At 60.7% G+C, this 13,180-nt stretch carries 13 protein-coding genes; 6 read left to right on the top strand and 7 right to left on the bottom strand.

The genetic code is table 11. The annotated features are described in order from the left end of the window. The 3 genes from GGR13_RS09765 to GGR13_RS09755 form a co-directional block, all read right to left on the bottom strand. Positions 1-1,578: a DHA2 family efflux MFS transporter permease subunit gene (locus tag GGR13_RS09765; RefSeq protein ID WP_343060341.1), complete on the bottom strand. Its 1,578-nt coding sequence runs from the start codon at positions 1,576-1,578 to the stop codon at positions 1-3. A 5-nt stretch (positions 1,579-1,583) separates the two neighbouring features. Then, positions 1,584-2,678, bottom strand: a complete 1,095-nt coding sequence (locus tag GGR13_RS09760; protein WP_183213343.1) for an HlyD family secretion protein — start codon at positions 2,676-2,678, stop codon at positions 1,584-1,586. Between the two features lie 768 nt (positions 2,679-3,446). Beyond that, positions 3,447-4,382, bottom strand: a complete 936-nt coding sequence (locus GGR13_RS09755) for a hypothetical protein (RefSeq protein WP_183213342.1) — start codon at positions 4,380-4,382, stop codon at positions 3,447-3,449. A gap of 524 nt (positions 4,383-4,906) precedes the next feature. Between GGR13_RS09755 and GGR13_RS09750 the strand changes: the two genes are divergently transcribed. Together GGR13_RS09750 and GGR13_RS09745 are read left to right on the top strand one after the other, a co-directional pair. Beyond that, positions 4,907-5,047 carry a hypothetical protein gene (locus GGR13_RS09750; RefSeq protein ID WP_183213341.1) on the top strand — a complete coding sequence of 47 codons (141 nt, stop codon included), beginning with the start codon at positions 4,907-4,909 and terminating at the stop codon, positions 5,045-5,047. Between the two features lie 488 nt (positions 5,048-5,535). Continuing rightward, positions 5,536-7,275, top strand: coding sequence for a family 16 glycosylhydrolase (locus tag GGR13_RS09745; protein ID WP_183213340.1), 1,740 nt, complete (start codon positions 5,536-5,538; stop codon positions 7,273-7,275). On the opposite strand, the gene GGR13_RS09740 is transcribed toward GGR13_RS09745, so the two are convergent. Beyond that, positions 7,252-7,476, bottom strand: a complete 225-nt coding sequence (locus tag GGR13_RS09740; protein ID WP_183213339.1) for a hypothetical protein — start codon at positions 7,474-7,476, stop codon at positions 7,252-7,254. The two genes, GGR13_RS09745 and GGR13_RS09740, sit on opposite strands and share 24 nt — an antisense overlap. Before the next feature lie 36 nt (positions 7,477-7,512). Here GGR13_RS09740 and GGR13_RS09735 point away from each other — a divergent pair, with 36 nt between their 5' ends. The 4 genes from GGR13_RS09735 to GGR13_RS09720 all read left to right on the top strand — a co-directional run bounded on the left by GGR13_RS09735 (position 7,513) and on the right by GGR13_RS09720 (position 10,561). Then, positions 7,513-8,322 carry a trypsin-like serine peptidase gene (locus tag GGR13_RS09735; RefSeq protein ID WP_183213338.1) on the top strand — a complete coding sequence of 270 codons (810 nt, stop codon included), beginning with the start codon at positions 7,513-7,515 and terminating at the stop codon, positions 8,320-8,322. A gap of 113 nt (positions 8,323-8,435) precedes the next feature. Further along, positions 8,436-9,104, top strand: coding sequence for a hypothetical protein (locus GGR13_RS09730; protein ID WP_183213337.1), 669 nt, complete (start codon positions 8,436-8,438; stop codon positions 9,102-9,104). 430 nt (positions 9,105-9,534) lie between these two features. Then, positions 9,535-10,122: a family 16 glycosylhydrolase gene (locus GGR13_RS09725; protein WP_183213336.1), complete on the top strand. Its 588-nt coding sequence runs from the start codon at positions 9,535-9,537 to the stop codon at positions 10,120-10,122. A 277-nt stretch (positions 10,123-10,399) separates the two neighbouring features. Beyond that, a complete protein-coding gene (locus GGR13_RS09720) occupies positions 10,400-10,561 on the top strand; it encodes a hypothetical protein (RefSeq protein ID WP_183213335.1) in 162 nt (53 codons plus the stop codon). Positions 10,562-10,563: 2 nt separating this feature from the next. On the opposite strand, the gene GGR13_RS09715 is transcribed toward GGR13_RS09720, so the two are convergent. Genes GGR13_RS09715 through GGR13_RS09705 form a run of 3 tightly spaced genes read right to left on the bottom strand, consistent with a single transcriptional unit; the run spans position 10,564 to position 13,099 of the window. Next, complete coding sequence (locus GGR13_RS09715) at positions 10,564-11,643, bottom strand: cell wall hydrolase (protein WP_246347787.1); 1,080 nt, start codon at positions 11,641-11,643, stop codon at positions 10,564-10,566. 56 nt (positions 11,644-11,699) lie between these two features. Then, a complete protein-coding gene (locus GGR13_RS09710) occupies positions 11,700-12,521 on the bottom strand; it encodes a metallophosphoesterase family protein (protein ID WP_183213334.1) in 822 nt (273 codons plus the stop codon). 11 nt (positions 12,522-12,532) lie between these two features. Further along, positions 12,533-13,099: a polysaccharide biosynthesis/export family protein gene (locus GGR13_RS09705; RefSeq protein ID WP_183213333.1), complete on the bottom strand. Its 567-nt coding sequence runs from the start codon at positions 13,097-13,099 to the stop codon at positions 12,533-12,535. Positions 13,100-13,180: the final 81 nt, after the last annotated feature.

Below are 13,180 nucleotides of genomic sequence, written 5' to 3'. Positions count from 1 at the left end.
TCAGTGCACCTCGCTTGGCGGGGCGTTCGGCGCGACCTTGACCGGTTTGGCGAAGATCGCTGCAATGACCGCTACGCATGAGGCAAGGGCAAGCAGGGCGAAGGCATCCCCGAATGCCAGCGTCGTCGCCTGCCGGGTCAGCATTCCGTTCACCGCCTTCAGGGCGGCTGCCTGGGGGTCAATCGAATTGCTCATCCGCTCTGCAATCCCGGCGATCATTAGCTGGACCTGACCGTTGGTCTGGCTGATGCCAGCGGTCAGCTCGCCCATGTGCAAGGCCGTGTTCCGGGTCAGCGAGGTGTTCAGGATCGCGAGGCCAAAAGCCCCGCCGACATTTCGGCTGAGATTCACCAGCCCCGAAGCATTCTTCACCATGTGCGGTGGCAGGGTGGCCATGGTGATCTGATTGGTCGCGATCATGGCAATCATCACGCCGCACCCCCGGGTCGCCTGTACGCCCGCAAACTCCCAGAAGCCCCACTCACTGGTCAGGGAATGGGCATCCCACATGCCCCATGCGCAAAGAACAAAGCCCCCGCACATCATGATCCGCATGTCGACGAACCTCGCCAGCCGCCCCGCGATCGGAGCCGTCAGGAACATGGCCAGACCCGAGATGACCATCGTCGTCCCGACTTCGCTGGCCGAGAAATCGCGGACCCGACCCAGGAACAGGGGCATCAGGAACGATCCCCCGAACAGCATGGCTCCAACGATGAACGTCAGCATCATCCCGACCCGGAAATTGGAATTGGCAAACGCGCGCAGCTCCACGATCGGGTTCTTGTAGGCGAGCGATCGCCAGACGAATGCCGGCCCGGTGATAGCGGCCACGACTGTCAATAACAGGATCAGATCGTCGGCAAACCAGTCGTTCTTGGAGCCCTCTTCGAGCACGAACTGCATGCTCATGAGGAAGGTCGCCATGAGGCTCAGACCCCACCAGTCGAAACCCTGGGCCAGAGATGGATCGCCCTTGTCCAAGTCGCCGTAGCGCCAGACCAGGAAAAGGGACAGGGCACCAGGAATGACGTTGATGAAGAACAGCCAGTGCCAGCTCAGCATCTCGGTCAGATGTCCGCCCAGCGTCGGCCCGACGGTCGGTGCCAGGGTCACGATCAGGCTGATCGCAACGATGGCATTGACCCGGTGCTTGCCTGGGAAAGCGGTGTAGGCGATCGCGAAGACCGCGGGGATCATTGCCCCGCCGACGAAGCCTTGCAGCGCGCGACAGACGATCATCGCCTCGATTGACGTCGACAGCCCGGTTGCCACGCTCATGATCAGGAACCCGGCGCAGGACACCAGGAAAACCTTCTGCGTGCCCCAAAGTCGCGACAGATAGCCGGACAACGGGATCATCACGACCTCGGGGATCAGATAGGCCGTCTGGATCCAGCTGATCTCATCGGCACTGGCTCCGACTCCGGCCTGGATCTGGGGCAGGGAGGCGGCGACGATCTGTATGTCCAGGATCGCCATGAACTGGCCGATCACCATGCCGCCAAACCCCAGAAGGAGGGCGGTCCAGTTGATCGATGGCTGGGTGGCAGAGCCCGGAACAGCGTCCGGAGTCACCACCGTCACCGGACTGTGCCATCAGACATGGCCGTCTGATCGCGCGAAGGCGCGGGACCGGGCCGGCTCTTGAGGTCTACCTTGACTTCGACGGATAGGCCGGGACGCAGGGTCGCGCCTGTCTCGCCGCGATCGACGATGATCCGGACCGGCACCCGCTGGGTGATCTTGGTGAAGTTGCCGGTAGCATTTTCGATCGGGATCAAGGCGAACTCGGACCCGGTTGCGGGAGCGAAACTATCGATACGCCCGGTCAGGGGCTCACCGGGAAAGGCGTCGGCCGTGATCTCTACGGCTTGACCAAGCCGCAGCCGATGCAGCTGGGTTTCCTTGAAGTTCGCAACCACATAGGTCTCGCCCAGCGGCACGATGGACAGCAGCTGTCCCCCGGGTCTCACATACTGACCCGCCCGGACACCACGTGCGCCGATGACGCCCGCGACCGGGGCCCGGATGACGGTGCGCGCCAGTGCGATCCGGGCCTGCTCCACGCCCGCCCGTGCCTGTTCGACGGCGGCCAGACTTTGGGTCCGGGTCGAGTTCAGAACGCCGGCCGTACGTTGTTCCGCGACCAGGGCGGCCTGAGCCTCGGCGACCGACGCTCCGGCCGTTTCCGCCTGCGCACGCTGGGTCTGGATTCTCTGCTGTGAGACCCAGCCCTGTTCCGCCAGCTTGCCGTAACGGTCGACTTCCGCATTGGCCAGGTTGGCCTGTGCCCGTGCCTGGGTGACGCCTGCCGCACGCGACGCGATCATGGCCTGTTCCTGGGCTGCGCGGGCGTCGACATTATCAACCGCCGCCAGCAGCGCCGCCAGGTTGGCTTCAGCCTGGATGAGGTTGGCCCTGGCGTCAGCGTCGTCGAGGCGAACCAGCGCCTGGCCTGATTGAACCGACTGATTGTCCTTGACCAGAACGTCTATGACGTAGCCGTCGATCTGTGAGCTCACCAGCGTCGTGTCGGCCTGAACGAAGGCGTTGTCGGTCGCTTCCCAGCGTTGTTTGCCCTGCCACCAGACGACGGTCCCGATGATGACGGCGATCAGCACCAGCACCCCCGCGATTAAGGGCAGACGTTTCTTCAGGGTCAGGGCGATGGACATGTCGGATACCGGCATTCGGGGAGGAATGCTCTTAAAATGGACGATACCGTCCAAAAATCAACCGTGACGATTCAGGGAATGTGACTGCACTGGTTTTTCATCCGGTCGTCCCGCCTGACGCCTGACGCCTGACGCCTGACGCCTGACGCCTGCTGCCTCACGTCAGTCAGGATCGGGAATTGCACTGACCGATGCGGGCTTCTCAAAATGGGACGAGGGACGCGATGAAGCGAAGGGGAGAGAGTCAGATGGTCCAGATCACGGGCTGTGACGATTTCGGATGGTCATGGAAACGGGTCGACGAGGACGGGGTAACGGTCGCGGAGGGTAAAAGCTCGCTGGCCGCGGACGCCGCTCTTGCTGCATCCGAGGTTGCAAAACGGCCCTTTCTTCAATCCCGTGATGGAAAGATGGGACGATGATGGGCGAGATCCTCTATTTCGCGCACAGGCATTTTCGCGTCATCTTCATCATCGCGACGCTGGGCGTTCTCGTGCTGGCAGGCCTCGGGGTTCTGGACTCGCAAACGGTCTGACCGACCCCAACTCTCAAGACTTCACAGAAGACTGTGGTTGGTCCTGCCGAAAGCCTGACTTGATCGGAGTGACCACTGAGCGGGATGCCGCTGCGATGCGGACGATCATCGGGTGATGGCGGGTCGACATCAAAGAAGGCTTGCTGATGCGCTGTCGGGGTCTTGAAGACTCAGATAGTGAATCCGCCCGCAAGAATGTCGAGTCTGGTTTGGGTCAGGCGGATGAGCCCACCCTACGCAGCCTTCGCAACCACATCGCCCGATTGCAGTCCGATGATGTCGCGGTTCTGCTCAGCCCACACCAGCAGTGCTTTCCGGGGCCAGGCCAAGAGCCAGCTATGCGGGACATATTCGCCGGAAACGATAAGCGCCCGGCGCGTGGAAGACTTGGCAGCGGCGCGCTCCGTGTGCGTCGGGCCCGATCCCTGGTCGGCCAGAAAGGCGCCTCCAGCGACCGGATTGCGTCGCAGATAGGCAAGCCTCGGGCTGATCGTTTCAAGTGGCGGATCGAAAAACCAGCTTGATCCAAGCATGCCCGCCAGATGTTGTCGGGAGTTGCATATGTCTGCCGCCGTCACCCAGAGCCGGTTCCAGCCCGCTTCGTGAAAGTCATCGAGGTGCCGACTCTCGGTATGGGTCTGAAGCCACTTCCGATGCCACCCTCCGCACATGACGTAACGCGCCAGAGTGCTCAGGTTCGCGCGCAACACTGCATCGCGAACGATCTGTCCAGGGCTGCAATGCGAGATCAGATCAATGGTCTGTGTCCGATTTCCCGGCACGCTCAAGGCCAGTGCGAACCTGACATCCTTGGCCCAGTAATCGCTGTCGTAAGCACCGTGCTGCGTCGATAGCCAGTTTGCAAGTTGATCGATCCAGAACGGATAGAGATCGAGCACAGTCTGAGGAAGCTGCTCACGCGCCACACGAACAGGCAGGTCCAGCATCCACCTAGCGATCAAGCCCCGTTGAACATCGCCCGAAATGCCGGTTCCACTGATTTCCGACACCCGTCGGCCAGGCTCTCCGAAGTTTCGATGACCCGCTGCTTCAATCGCTGCTGCTGCCGCTGAAATGTGAACCGCGTCGACCCAAGCCGCCTCCTGATCGCCCAGCTTGGCCAGGACCGATTCAAAGAGCCGACGTTGACGGGGTAAAAGGCGGAACATCCCATCGCTTCCAAATCGCAGGATCCTGGAAAACGAATGTCTGCCCCTCCTGTTCGTTAACCTTAAGCTTTAGCCGAGGGCCCGAAATGGAACTCACCGCAGAGGCGAACAATCGCTAAACGGCATGCGGCTCAAATTCGACCCGCTCGCGATCCATCTCGCCCACATCCGAGGCCTGCCCGCTACAGGTCAGCTTGTAACGGGATGTCTGAATACGTTGCGCCTCTCCTGGCAGATGGCGTCGAACACACGATCCACACCGAAGCTATATTGAACGCCCATAGACCTGCTGGTGCTCGCTCACCGAGTGAATTGGCTGGAGGAATTGCACAATCCTCATCAATGGTCGTTGCGGCAGGGGTCAAAGAAGAAGCGACGCGGATCTGTAACCTAGCAGGCTTATTGATGGGGCTCGGCACACCCGTTCGTTCCTGACGGCTACTAACCTAAATCAAGGTATCCGGCGGACGGTATGCCTACCCTACGGTCGCTGTGATTGGGTCCCTTGCACGTGGGAGTCGACGATGAGACTGCCAGACGACGAGCCCTCTGACCCGGAGCTTCAGCCGAGATGGGTCACACATGCGCTTCTCGCCCTGCTTGGTGTCGTGACCATCAGCTTCTGGGGCGGCATCATTTGGCTGAGCGTCAGCGTTTTTCGCTAGTTGATGAGGTTCTCGCTGCTCAACCGTCACCACACGAGGGTCGTTGCGCTACAAAACCCGCGCCACACCATTTATGATTATCGTCCATAAGAACAACGACGTAAGCATTGCTCCGCCGAAAAACATCACGCGGTCCAGATGATTTGTTCGACGAACGTCGAAATAAGCGGGCTTCCAGGCGTGTTGGCGCATAGGCAACTCCTACTCACGGACAACCCTCGCTGTTGCCCAACTACAAAACCGTAAATGGAAGGCATCGTTCCGCCTGACAGGCTCGTGTCTTCGTTACTGTGTTCAGTGAGTCGTTGATAGAGGGACAAATCTGAAGCCTGCACCTGTTTCAGGAGGGAAGGCGTTGCTCGGCGGGGACTTGGCACAGAGTGTCAACGCTGCTGTTAAGATTTGAGTTACCAAGACCGTTGTCCCTGCCTTAAGGTTGATCAGCGTTCACTGTCCCGGAAGAAGTTGAACTTCCGGGAGCGTGCAACATGCCCTACGTCAATGCTGTCGGTCGGGTATTGCATGAGTCTGCGCCATCTTCGCGTTGGCAGACGGCAACTACGCCCGGGCAAGTCCTCACGGGCTCATCGATCCATGAAACGCTGACAGGCGGACGTGGCCATACTCTGGTCGGTGGCGACGGTGACGACATTTACGGTCTGACGGGGCCTGCCGTCATCCGCGAAACCGCTGGGGGCGGCACTGACACGATGAGTGTCTGGGCGTCGGCCGAACTGCCCGATCACGTGGAAAACCTCCTCATGAACGGGGGTTGGGGTTGGTACGCGATCGGGAATGACCTCGACAACATCATCACGGGAACCGGAGGCCGTCAGCAGATCGATGGGGGGAGCGGCAATGATGTGCTGATCGGTGGTGATGGCGCTGATCTGTTTGTCATGTCTCGCGGCAACGGCAGCGACGTCATCGTCGACTTTGGGGCGGGTGCTGACCAGATCCGGCTTGCTGGCTATGGTCTGCACAGTTTTGGTGACGTGCTGGCGATCGCACGCCAGACCGGCAGCGACGTCGTCCTGAACCTTACAGCTGGCGAGATCCTGATCCTCAGGAACGTCAGCCTTACGTCGCTGGAAGCCCAGGATTTCCTGCTTGAAATCGACCTGTCGCGATTTACGCAAACGTTCAGCGAAGAATTCGACAGTCTGCGTCTGTCACCCTCGGGTGGTGTCTGGGATACGTTCTACAGCCACAACGACAGTGCAAGTCTTCTGTCACGATACCATGCCGGCGAAGCTCAGATCTATGTTGACCCTCTATTCGCGGGAACATCGGGTCGAGCTTTAGGGTTGAATCCCTTCTCGATCGCAAATGGCGTCCTCACAATAACGGCTGCCCCGGTTACCACGAGTGCCGCTCCCTTTCTGGGCGGCCAGACCTACACCTCCGGCCTCCTGACCACTGAGTCCAGCTTCGCGCAGCAGTATGGATACTTTGAAATCCGGGCGGCGCTGCCTGCAGGGCAGGGGTTCTGGCCAGCCTTCTGGCTTCTGCCGGAAGATGGCTCCTGGCCGCCGGAGATCGACGTCTTCGAGATGCTAGGCCGGGACCCGGATACCTTCTACTATTCCACGCACACGATCGAGAACGGCCAACACGTTCTCCAGACGGGTCAGTACCGGGTCGATACGACCGACTTCCATGTCTACGGCGTCGACTGGGGCCCCCAGAACATCACCTTCTACCTTGACGGTGTCGCGATAGCGCAGGTGCCGACGCCCGACAGCATGCACCGTCCCTTTTACATGCTGTTGAATCTCGCGGTCGGGGGGACCTGGGGCGGAGCACCGGATGAGACGACGGGCACGGGCCTGATGCAGGTCGACTATGTACGCGCCTGGGCCTACGCAACTGCCCCAGACAAGGGGTCTGACCTTCAGATCTGCTGGAATGCAGCAGTCGTCGACGGCATCGAAAGCGGTCCGTCGACGATCGACATGGCGGTACCGAAACCAGCGCCCTTGGTCATCGGAGTTCTTGATTGGGCTGATGACTTCCTCATCGGATCAAGTGATTTCGCTGCCCCACCAGGTTTCGAAAGCGTGGATGACGGATCGACTGCTGGATACGGAGACGCCGGCAGTTCTGGATCATTGGGCGATTTCGGCGGCATCGCTGGCAACCCGTTCCACGATATCTCTCATCAGGAAGGGCTGGCCTGGTTGTCGATAGCTCCCACTGAGCACTCAGCAGATGGTTTTCTGCTGTGATGGGTTGTCCTTGTTCAGACAGCGCTGTCCGCGCTTTGGCCAAACCGAAACTCCAGCGGTTAATCCAGTTGTTCCCAAAAGGCTCGCTGGAATTTCCTTTTGGTCAGTTCTTGGCATTTGAAGTCTGTAAATCACAGGCTGAGATGCAGGGATATATTCGGCGGCTATTTCAATCATACCAAAAAGAGCGCCGAATTCCATTCGGTAATGTAACGCGCCAAAGTGTAGGGGTGGTCCATGGAGCCTGACTTCTCAGTCGCCGTCATTGAGGCGACAGTCATGATCGAGCAGCAGGTCGGAGGAAACCGGAAAGCGATCGGAACCGGCTTTCTGGTGACGGATACGGCGCCGGATGGGCATGTCCGCGTTGTCCTTGTTACGGCAAAGCATGTGTTTGAGGAAATGCCGCGCGCTAGTCTGGAGGTGGGCTTCAGGGCGGAAATCAATCAGGAATGGGCCTACACACCCGCGGATGTAAACATCCGGAACAGCGAGGGACGTCCCCTTTGGACGTCTCATCCAGAGCGCGACGTTGCGGTCATCGAGCTTCGGGTTCCCGCCGAACTTGCCGCTAAGGCCATCCCCCTCGCGTACCTGGCCGATGACGATAGTTTTGCGCAAGACGCGGTCGCCCCAGGCGAAGAGTTTATGGCACTGGGGTATCCCAGAGGCCTGTCTTCTAACGCCGCCGGTTTTCCGATCCTTCGAATGGGACGGCTTGCGTCCTATCCGATCGGGGCTTCCGCAGTCTCTCCGACGTTTCTCCTCGATTTCTCCGTCTTTCCGGGAAACTCAGGCGGGCCGGTTCTGCGCGCGCCCGACAGCCGAGACGGTCGCGCGCGGCATGGACTCATTGCCGGGCTCCTGACCCAGCAGGTCGAAGTCGATCGCGAGCGAATGGACATCGGCATCGTCACTCATGCGAGGTTTGTGCGCGAGACCCTGGGCGTTCTGGATGGCCGCCAGCCGGTTCTGCGCCGAGGCGTGCAAAGCGCTCACTACCCGAGTGCGACCACAGCCATCGCGATCGAAAACGTCGTGCCCTAGTCGAGACAAAACGCACCTTTTCACGCGAATCTCGTTGACGGAGCGAGAAGCAAGCGGGAAACGTCCTTCAGAATCTGTTAACGGCATTCCGTAATGGAAACTGGAGTATAAGCATGCGCGTAGCCTCGGTTGGTCTCTGTTTGGTTGTCGCCGGCCTGGCCAGCACGCCTGCACATGCGGGACCTTGCGATGACCCTGCCGCCACCATCTATGCCCTGACAGCGCCGGCCTACCGGGTTGATGGAGAGCCCGTCCTGGGACGCAGCGCCTATGCCTGCGGTCGTTTCTGGTCCGCTGCCAATCTGATGCAGAAGGCGGCAGTCCAGCGGTCGAGCAGCCTTCAGAGGTTCAATCTGGCAGCGACATACGCTCAGACCGGCCGCTTTGAAGAGGCCGATGCGCTGTATCGCACCGTGATCGCGGACGGCGATTTCGTGAGGGCACGCGCTGACTCCTCGCCGCGCAATGGCGAAGAGCGGGAAACAGGCTTTGGCCTTGCTGAAGAGGCCACCCGCCGGCTCGCTGCCATTACAAGGCTCCGGGCGCTCCTGACGCCGGCGTCGCAGACATCTTTGGCGCCAACACCCAGCCAGACAGCGGCCTTGGCAGGCGGCCCGACGGGCCCTCGCGCTGCTGAACAGGCTGGTGTCAATGCCGTTACGGTCGAGAATCGAACAGGGCCGCTGCCGGCGGGAGCTGCAGGCGTCGATGCCGTCGCCACGCAATCGGGGATAAGCGACCTTGAGGCTCTGCGCCGGGATGGGCTTGTCGAGCCTCAATAGCGTTGCGGCCAGACGGATCCATCAACATTGACCATGGGGCGAAAGTCTGTGCGGCCAGGTTGACTGTTTCACCTAACGCTCCGGCACCAAGATCAATCCGGGGTGTTGTGGGAAGAGGCTGATGGCATTCAGAGCCCAGACGGTGCAGTTGTTGGGCTTGGTTGGCTTGATCTGATGGCACCGGAACTGGACGCAGGTCTGCTCAGCAGAAGAGGGGTCTCAGTTGGTGGGAGATGTCGATCCTGATCCCAAGGCTGCCAACCGTCCGCAACAAGGCGCAACTGCCCGAGCGCCTGGCACATCCCTGCTGCGTCGCAGCGTCATCATGGGCTTGGCTGCCACGGTGGGGAGCTCGGCCTGTGCACAGGCTGAATGTCAGCCAAGACAGCTTCGCGCGCGCCTCGGCCCACTCCCGCCCATAGTCGGACCTTTGCAGGCGAATGTCTGGTCCAATCCCTGGGCTCCGGCCACCTGGGACAAAGCCGGCGGCGTCTACCCCTGGCGGTCGGAAAATGTGAGCCTTTCGGAGGGCAATCTTGCCCTGAACGTTTCACGGGGTGCGGCCGGCTCGGTTCAGGCCAATAGCGATCAACTGCGCAAGACAGGATTGTTCGAGGTCGATGCGACCCTGCCGCAGGGATTGCCGGGCCTCATCATTGCACCCCTCTATCTGTACGGCGAAGACGCACACGAGATCGATTTCGAGATCGTGGGGACAAAGGGACTGCAACTCGCTGTGCACACGGGCTCACGGTTCAATGCCTTCAATCATCTCATCCCCGGGGATTTTTCAGGGCGGCGTCGTTTTGCAATCCGGTACGTGGCCGGCGAGGAGATCTCGTGGCTGGTCGATGACGCCGTGATCAGGACGCTCCGCCCAGCCGAACTGGCATCCACGTTCCCCTTTCACGCTCTGAAGCCCTATGCAGAGATCTGGCCGACACGGAGTGTGGAGTGGGCCGGGCCGTGGCGGCACAGGGATACCCGGATGATCCTTCACGGGTATCGCCTGACCTGAGCTTCGCCCGGCTGCCTGTGTTCGGACGTCATTGGCGTCGTAAAAAAGAAGGCTTTCCGGTCCGGCTGATGGCACGCAGCGTCTGCAATCGTTACCGGCAAGCGTCCGAAGGCGCGTCCATGGTCCTTTACCAATATCGAACAGGGTGAGGATTGCGCTGCCCTGAACGGACACAGCGATCTGTAGACCGACTGATCTAGGCGATTACTCCTGTGCATTTAGGAGCGCTTAACGAACCGCCGTTAAGACTTGGGGTTCGAGCAAGCGGAGATCGCCAATGTCGAACCGGCATCAGCCCTGGGGTTCACGGCTTACCTATCCGGAGCCCCCGATCGACCAGCCTTGGTCGGCCCGGCGCACGCTGGCTTTCGTCGTCGTGTCCTCAACCTCTCTCTGGTCGGCGATCGCGATCCTCAGCCAGGCGGCCTTGCGCCACTGAGATCACCAGGATGGCGCTGCGATGCGTCGGCGACGCTCGGGCTCGATCGTGGGAACGGTGGCAGCCGGAGGCGGTGCAGCGGGCGTCACGCTCGCTTCGGCTGGAGCCTCGCTGGTGGCATTCGAACTGATGACTGGAGCCGCTCTGGGCTCTGGGGGAGCAAGCACGACGATGGGATCGGCTTCGACCATCGGGGCACCGGCCACTTCAGGCACAGCCTCGCTTAGTGTGAGGTCCTCGACGGGCAGGCTGTCATCGTCCTCGACTCGCGCTGTCATAGAAAAGACCGGCTCGGCTCCGGCATAGGGCGCATTGAAGGCCTCCGGCCGACCTGAGACGCCCTTCCAGCGGTAGAAGGTGTGGGCGCCGATATTGGCCACCTTGTCGAGGGATGGGCTCCAGTAGGGTGCAACCCACAGGGTATGATAGTGGGTTGCCTGGCCAACCAATGGCGAGACGTAGCCCGTCAGCGCGGCCCTTGCGACAGCGCGCGCCCGAGCCCAGCCTGAAGCACTGGGCTTGCGGGCAAGCGCTCCGTCGCAGGTGAAGGTGAACTGGCACCCGGTCTTGCGTGTCGAGCCCGAGAAGACAACGCCGCAGACGCTGTTCGGGAAGGCGTTATGACGGACACGGTTGAGGATGACCTGTGCGACCGCCTGCTGCCCCGCCAGACTTTCAGACGCAGCCTCATAGTAGATCGCAGCCGTCAGGCAGTCGAGCGCGCGCACGGCATCGGCGGCGGGCAGTGATGCCGGCAGGATGAACGGCCGCGCATTGACCAGCGGAAGACTGGAGACTGGAACCGACGCATTGAAGCGGTACGCATCGTTCGCACTGATCATTTGGTAGGTGAGGGGTTCCGAAATGTCCGAGATCGCTGTGCCTCCCAAAGACTGGGGGCGTTCGTAGGACAGGCCGGCAATCGGACGGAAGACATGCTCATAGCGGTTCGTCCAGTTCGAATAGACGACGATGCCGACAATGATTGTCGCGAGAGACAGCAGGGTTACCATCCCCCGCTCGGCCCACTCTCGCCTTACGGCAAACGTATAGGCCCTCTGCCAGCTTTGATGATTGTCCAAATCAGAGACCCTTGACCGCGTGCGTCGCTGTAGCGAGCAATCGTTGTGCCAGAGCCTTAATCGGCCAGAAGTGGGCGAGACTGCAGCCTGACACGATCCCGGTTGCGGCGGGTCTGTACGACCAGCTGGGTCCGGGCCTGAAGTCGGAGCGCAGAAAGAACGCCCGTGGCATACCCGCCGGTATCGACACAAATTCGGCGGTCATCGGCATAAACATCCTCAGTCGGCGTGTGTCCGTGGACGATTATCTTGTCAAAGCTGCGACTATCCCTGAGAAAGCCGTCGCGGATCCACATCATGTCTTTGGCGGTCTGATCTTCCAGCTTCACGCCAGGCCGCACACCCGCGTGGACAAAGAAAAAATCCCCTACCGTCTCACTGAGGGGCAGTGTCTCGAAAAACTCCAGGTGATCAAGCGGAAGGGACTTCAGCAGATTGGTCGAGGCCTCGACCCAGCCTTCAGGGTCATTGTTCGCAGGAACAGAGACGTCGTAAGAAAGAAGCGTCTCACGTCCGCCGAGTTCCATCCAGTCGGGGCCAATTACCGGCTCGTCGATAAACTGGAGCAGCAGGGCCTCGTGGTTGCCCATCAGTGTCACAAGTTCGACCTTCTGAGCCTCGAGTTCTGCACGCAGGGCTATGAGCATATCGATCACCTTGCGGCTGCCGAGACCGCGATCGACGTAGTCGCCAAGGAAGACGACCCTGCGATGGAGATTCTCGGGTTTCTGCAAGTCCGTCCTAATCACGGACAACAGGCATTCCAGAAGATCGTCCTGCCCATGGACATCGCCGACCGCCCAGACGACTGTATTTGCCGGGACAGAACAGTTTCGCAGTCGCTGACCGGAGGGTGGCGTTTGCTTGCGCCGGAACATACCGGTCCGTCCTAGAATAGCCGCTCGCCAATCCGGATGGTGTCACCCGGTGCGACCCGCGTCCGCGACGTGAGGGCAAAGCTTTCCTCGGCACTGCCACCGGCGCGCCGGATGAAGACGCGGCCGGTATTGGCGCGGTAGGTGAATCCGCCGGCCGTGGCGACCGCATTGAGCACTGTCAGACCAGCAGCATAAGGATAGGTCCCCGGCGACCCGACCTCGCCAAGGATGAAGAACGGCCGATAGGTCAAAACCTCTGCGCTCACGCGCGGGTCAAGCAGATATCCATTGCGCAGGGACACCTCGACCGAGCGCTGGAACTCGGCGACCGTCAGGTCCGACGCCTGCAGGTCACCAACAAGCGGAAGCGAAAGCTTCCCGGCACTACTGACCTGGAATTCTCCCGTCAGGGAAGGCTCACCAAAGACCGTGACGCGGACCTTGTCTCCTGCACCGAGCCTGTAATCGTCGAGGACCCGATCCTCTGCCGTGTCTTCACCGGCACCGCCGAGCGGAACCGAAGCACAGCCGCCAACCAACAGGCCAAGTCCCAGCAAGGTTTTGCGTCGAGTGATCATCAAGCCAGTCCAAACATGTCCTGTGCGATAGCCTGCCCGGGAGCAGGTCGCCAGCCTTTCAGTTGAGGTATCCAAACTGTC

Origin of the sequence: Brevundimonas variabilis, from assembly GCF_014199945.1 — a bacterium.
GTDB lineage: Bacteria > Pseudomonadota > Alphaproteobacteria > Caulobacterales > Caulobacteraceae > Brevundimonas > Brevundimonas variabilis.
This window is presented reverse-complemented; position numbering and strand designations above follow the sequence as displayed.

Coding starts and splice junctions, on each gene's coding strand:
- GGR13_RS09760 (WP_183213343.1), bottom strand. CDS start 2,678: ATGTCCATCGCCCTGACCCTGAAGAAACGTCTGCCCTTAATCGCGGGG.
- GGR13_RS09755 (WP_183213342.1), bottom strand. CDS start 4,382: ATGTTCCGCCTTTTACCCCGTCAACGTCGGCTCTTTGAATCGGTCCTG.
- GGR13_RS09750 (WP_183213341.1), top strand. CDS start 4,907: ATGAGACTGCCAGACGACGAGCCCTCTGACCCGGAGCTTCAGCCGAGA.
- GGR13_RS09745 (WP_183213340.1), top strand. CDS start 5,536: ATGCCCTACGTCAATGCTGTCGGTCGGGTATTGCATGAGTCTGCGCCA.
- GGR13_RS09740 (WP_183213339.1), bottom strand. CDS start 7,476: ATGGAATTCGGCGCTCTTTTTGGTATGATTGAAATAGCCGCCGAATAT.
- GGR13_RS09735 (WP_183213338.1), top strand. CDS start 7,513: ATGGAGCCTGACTTCTCAGTCGCCGTCATTGAGGCGACAGTCATGATC.
- GGR13_RS09730 (WP_183213337.1), top strand. CDS start 8,436: ATGCGCGTAGCCTCGGTTGGTCTCTGTTTGGTTGTCGCCGGCCTGGCC.
- GGR13_RS09720 (WP_183213335.1), top strand. CDS start 10,400: ATGTCGAACCGGCATCAGCCCTGGGGTTCACGGCTTACCTATCCGGAG.
- GGR13_RS09710 (WP_183213334.1), bottom strand. CDS start 12,521: ATGTTCCGGCGCAAGCAAACGCCACCCTCCGGTCAGCGACTGCGAAAC.
- GGR13_RS09705 (WP_183213333.1), bottom strand. CDS start 13,099: ATGATCACTCGACGCAAAACCTTGCTGGGACTTGGCCTGTTGGTTGGC.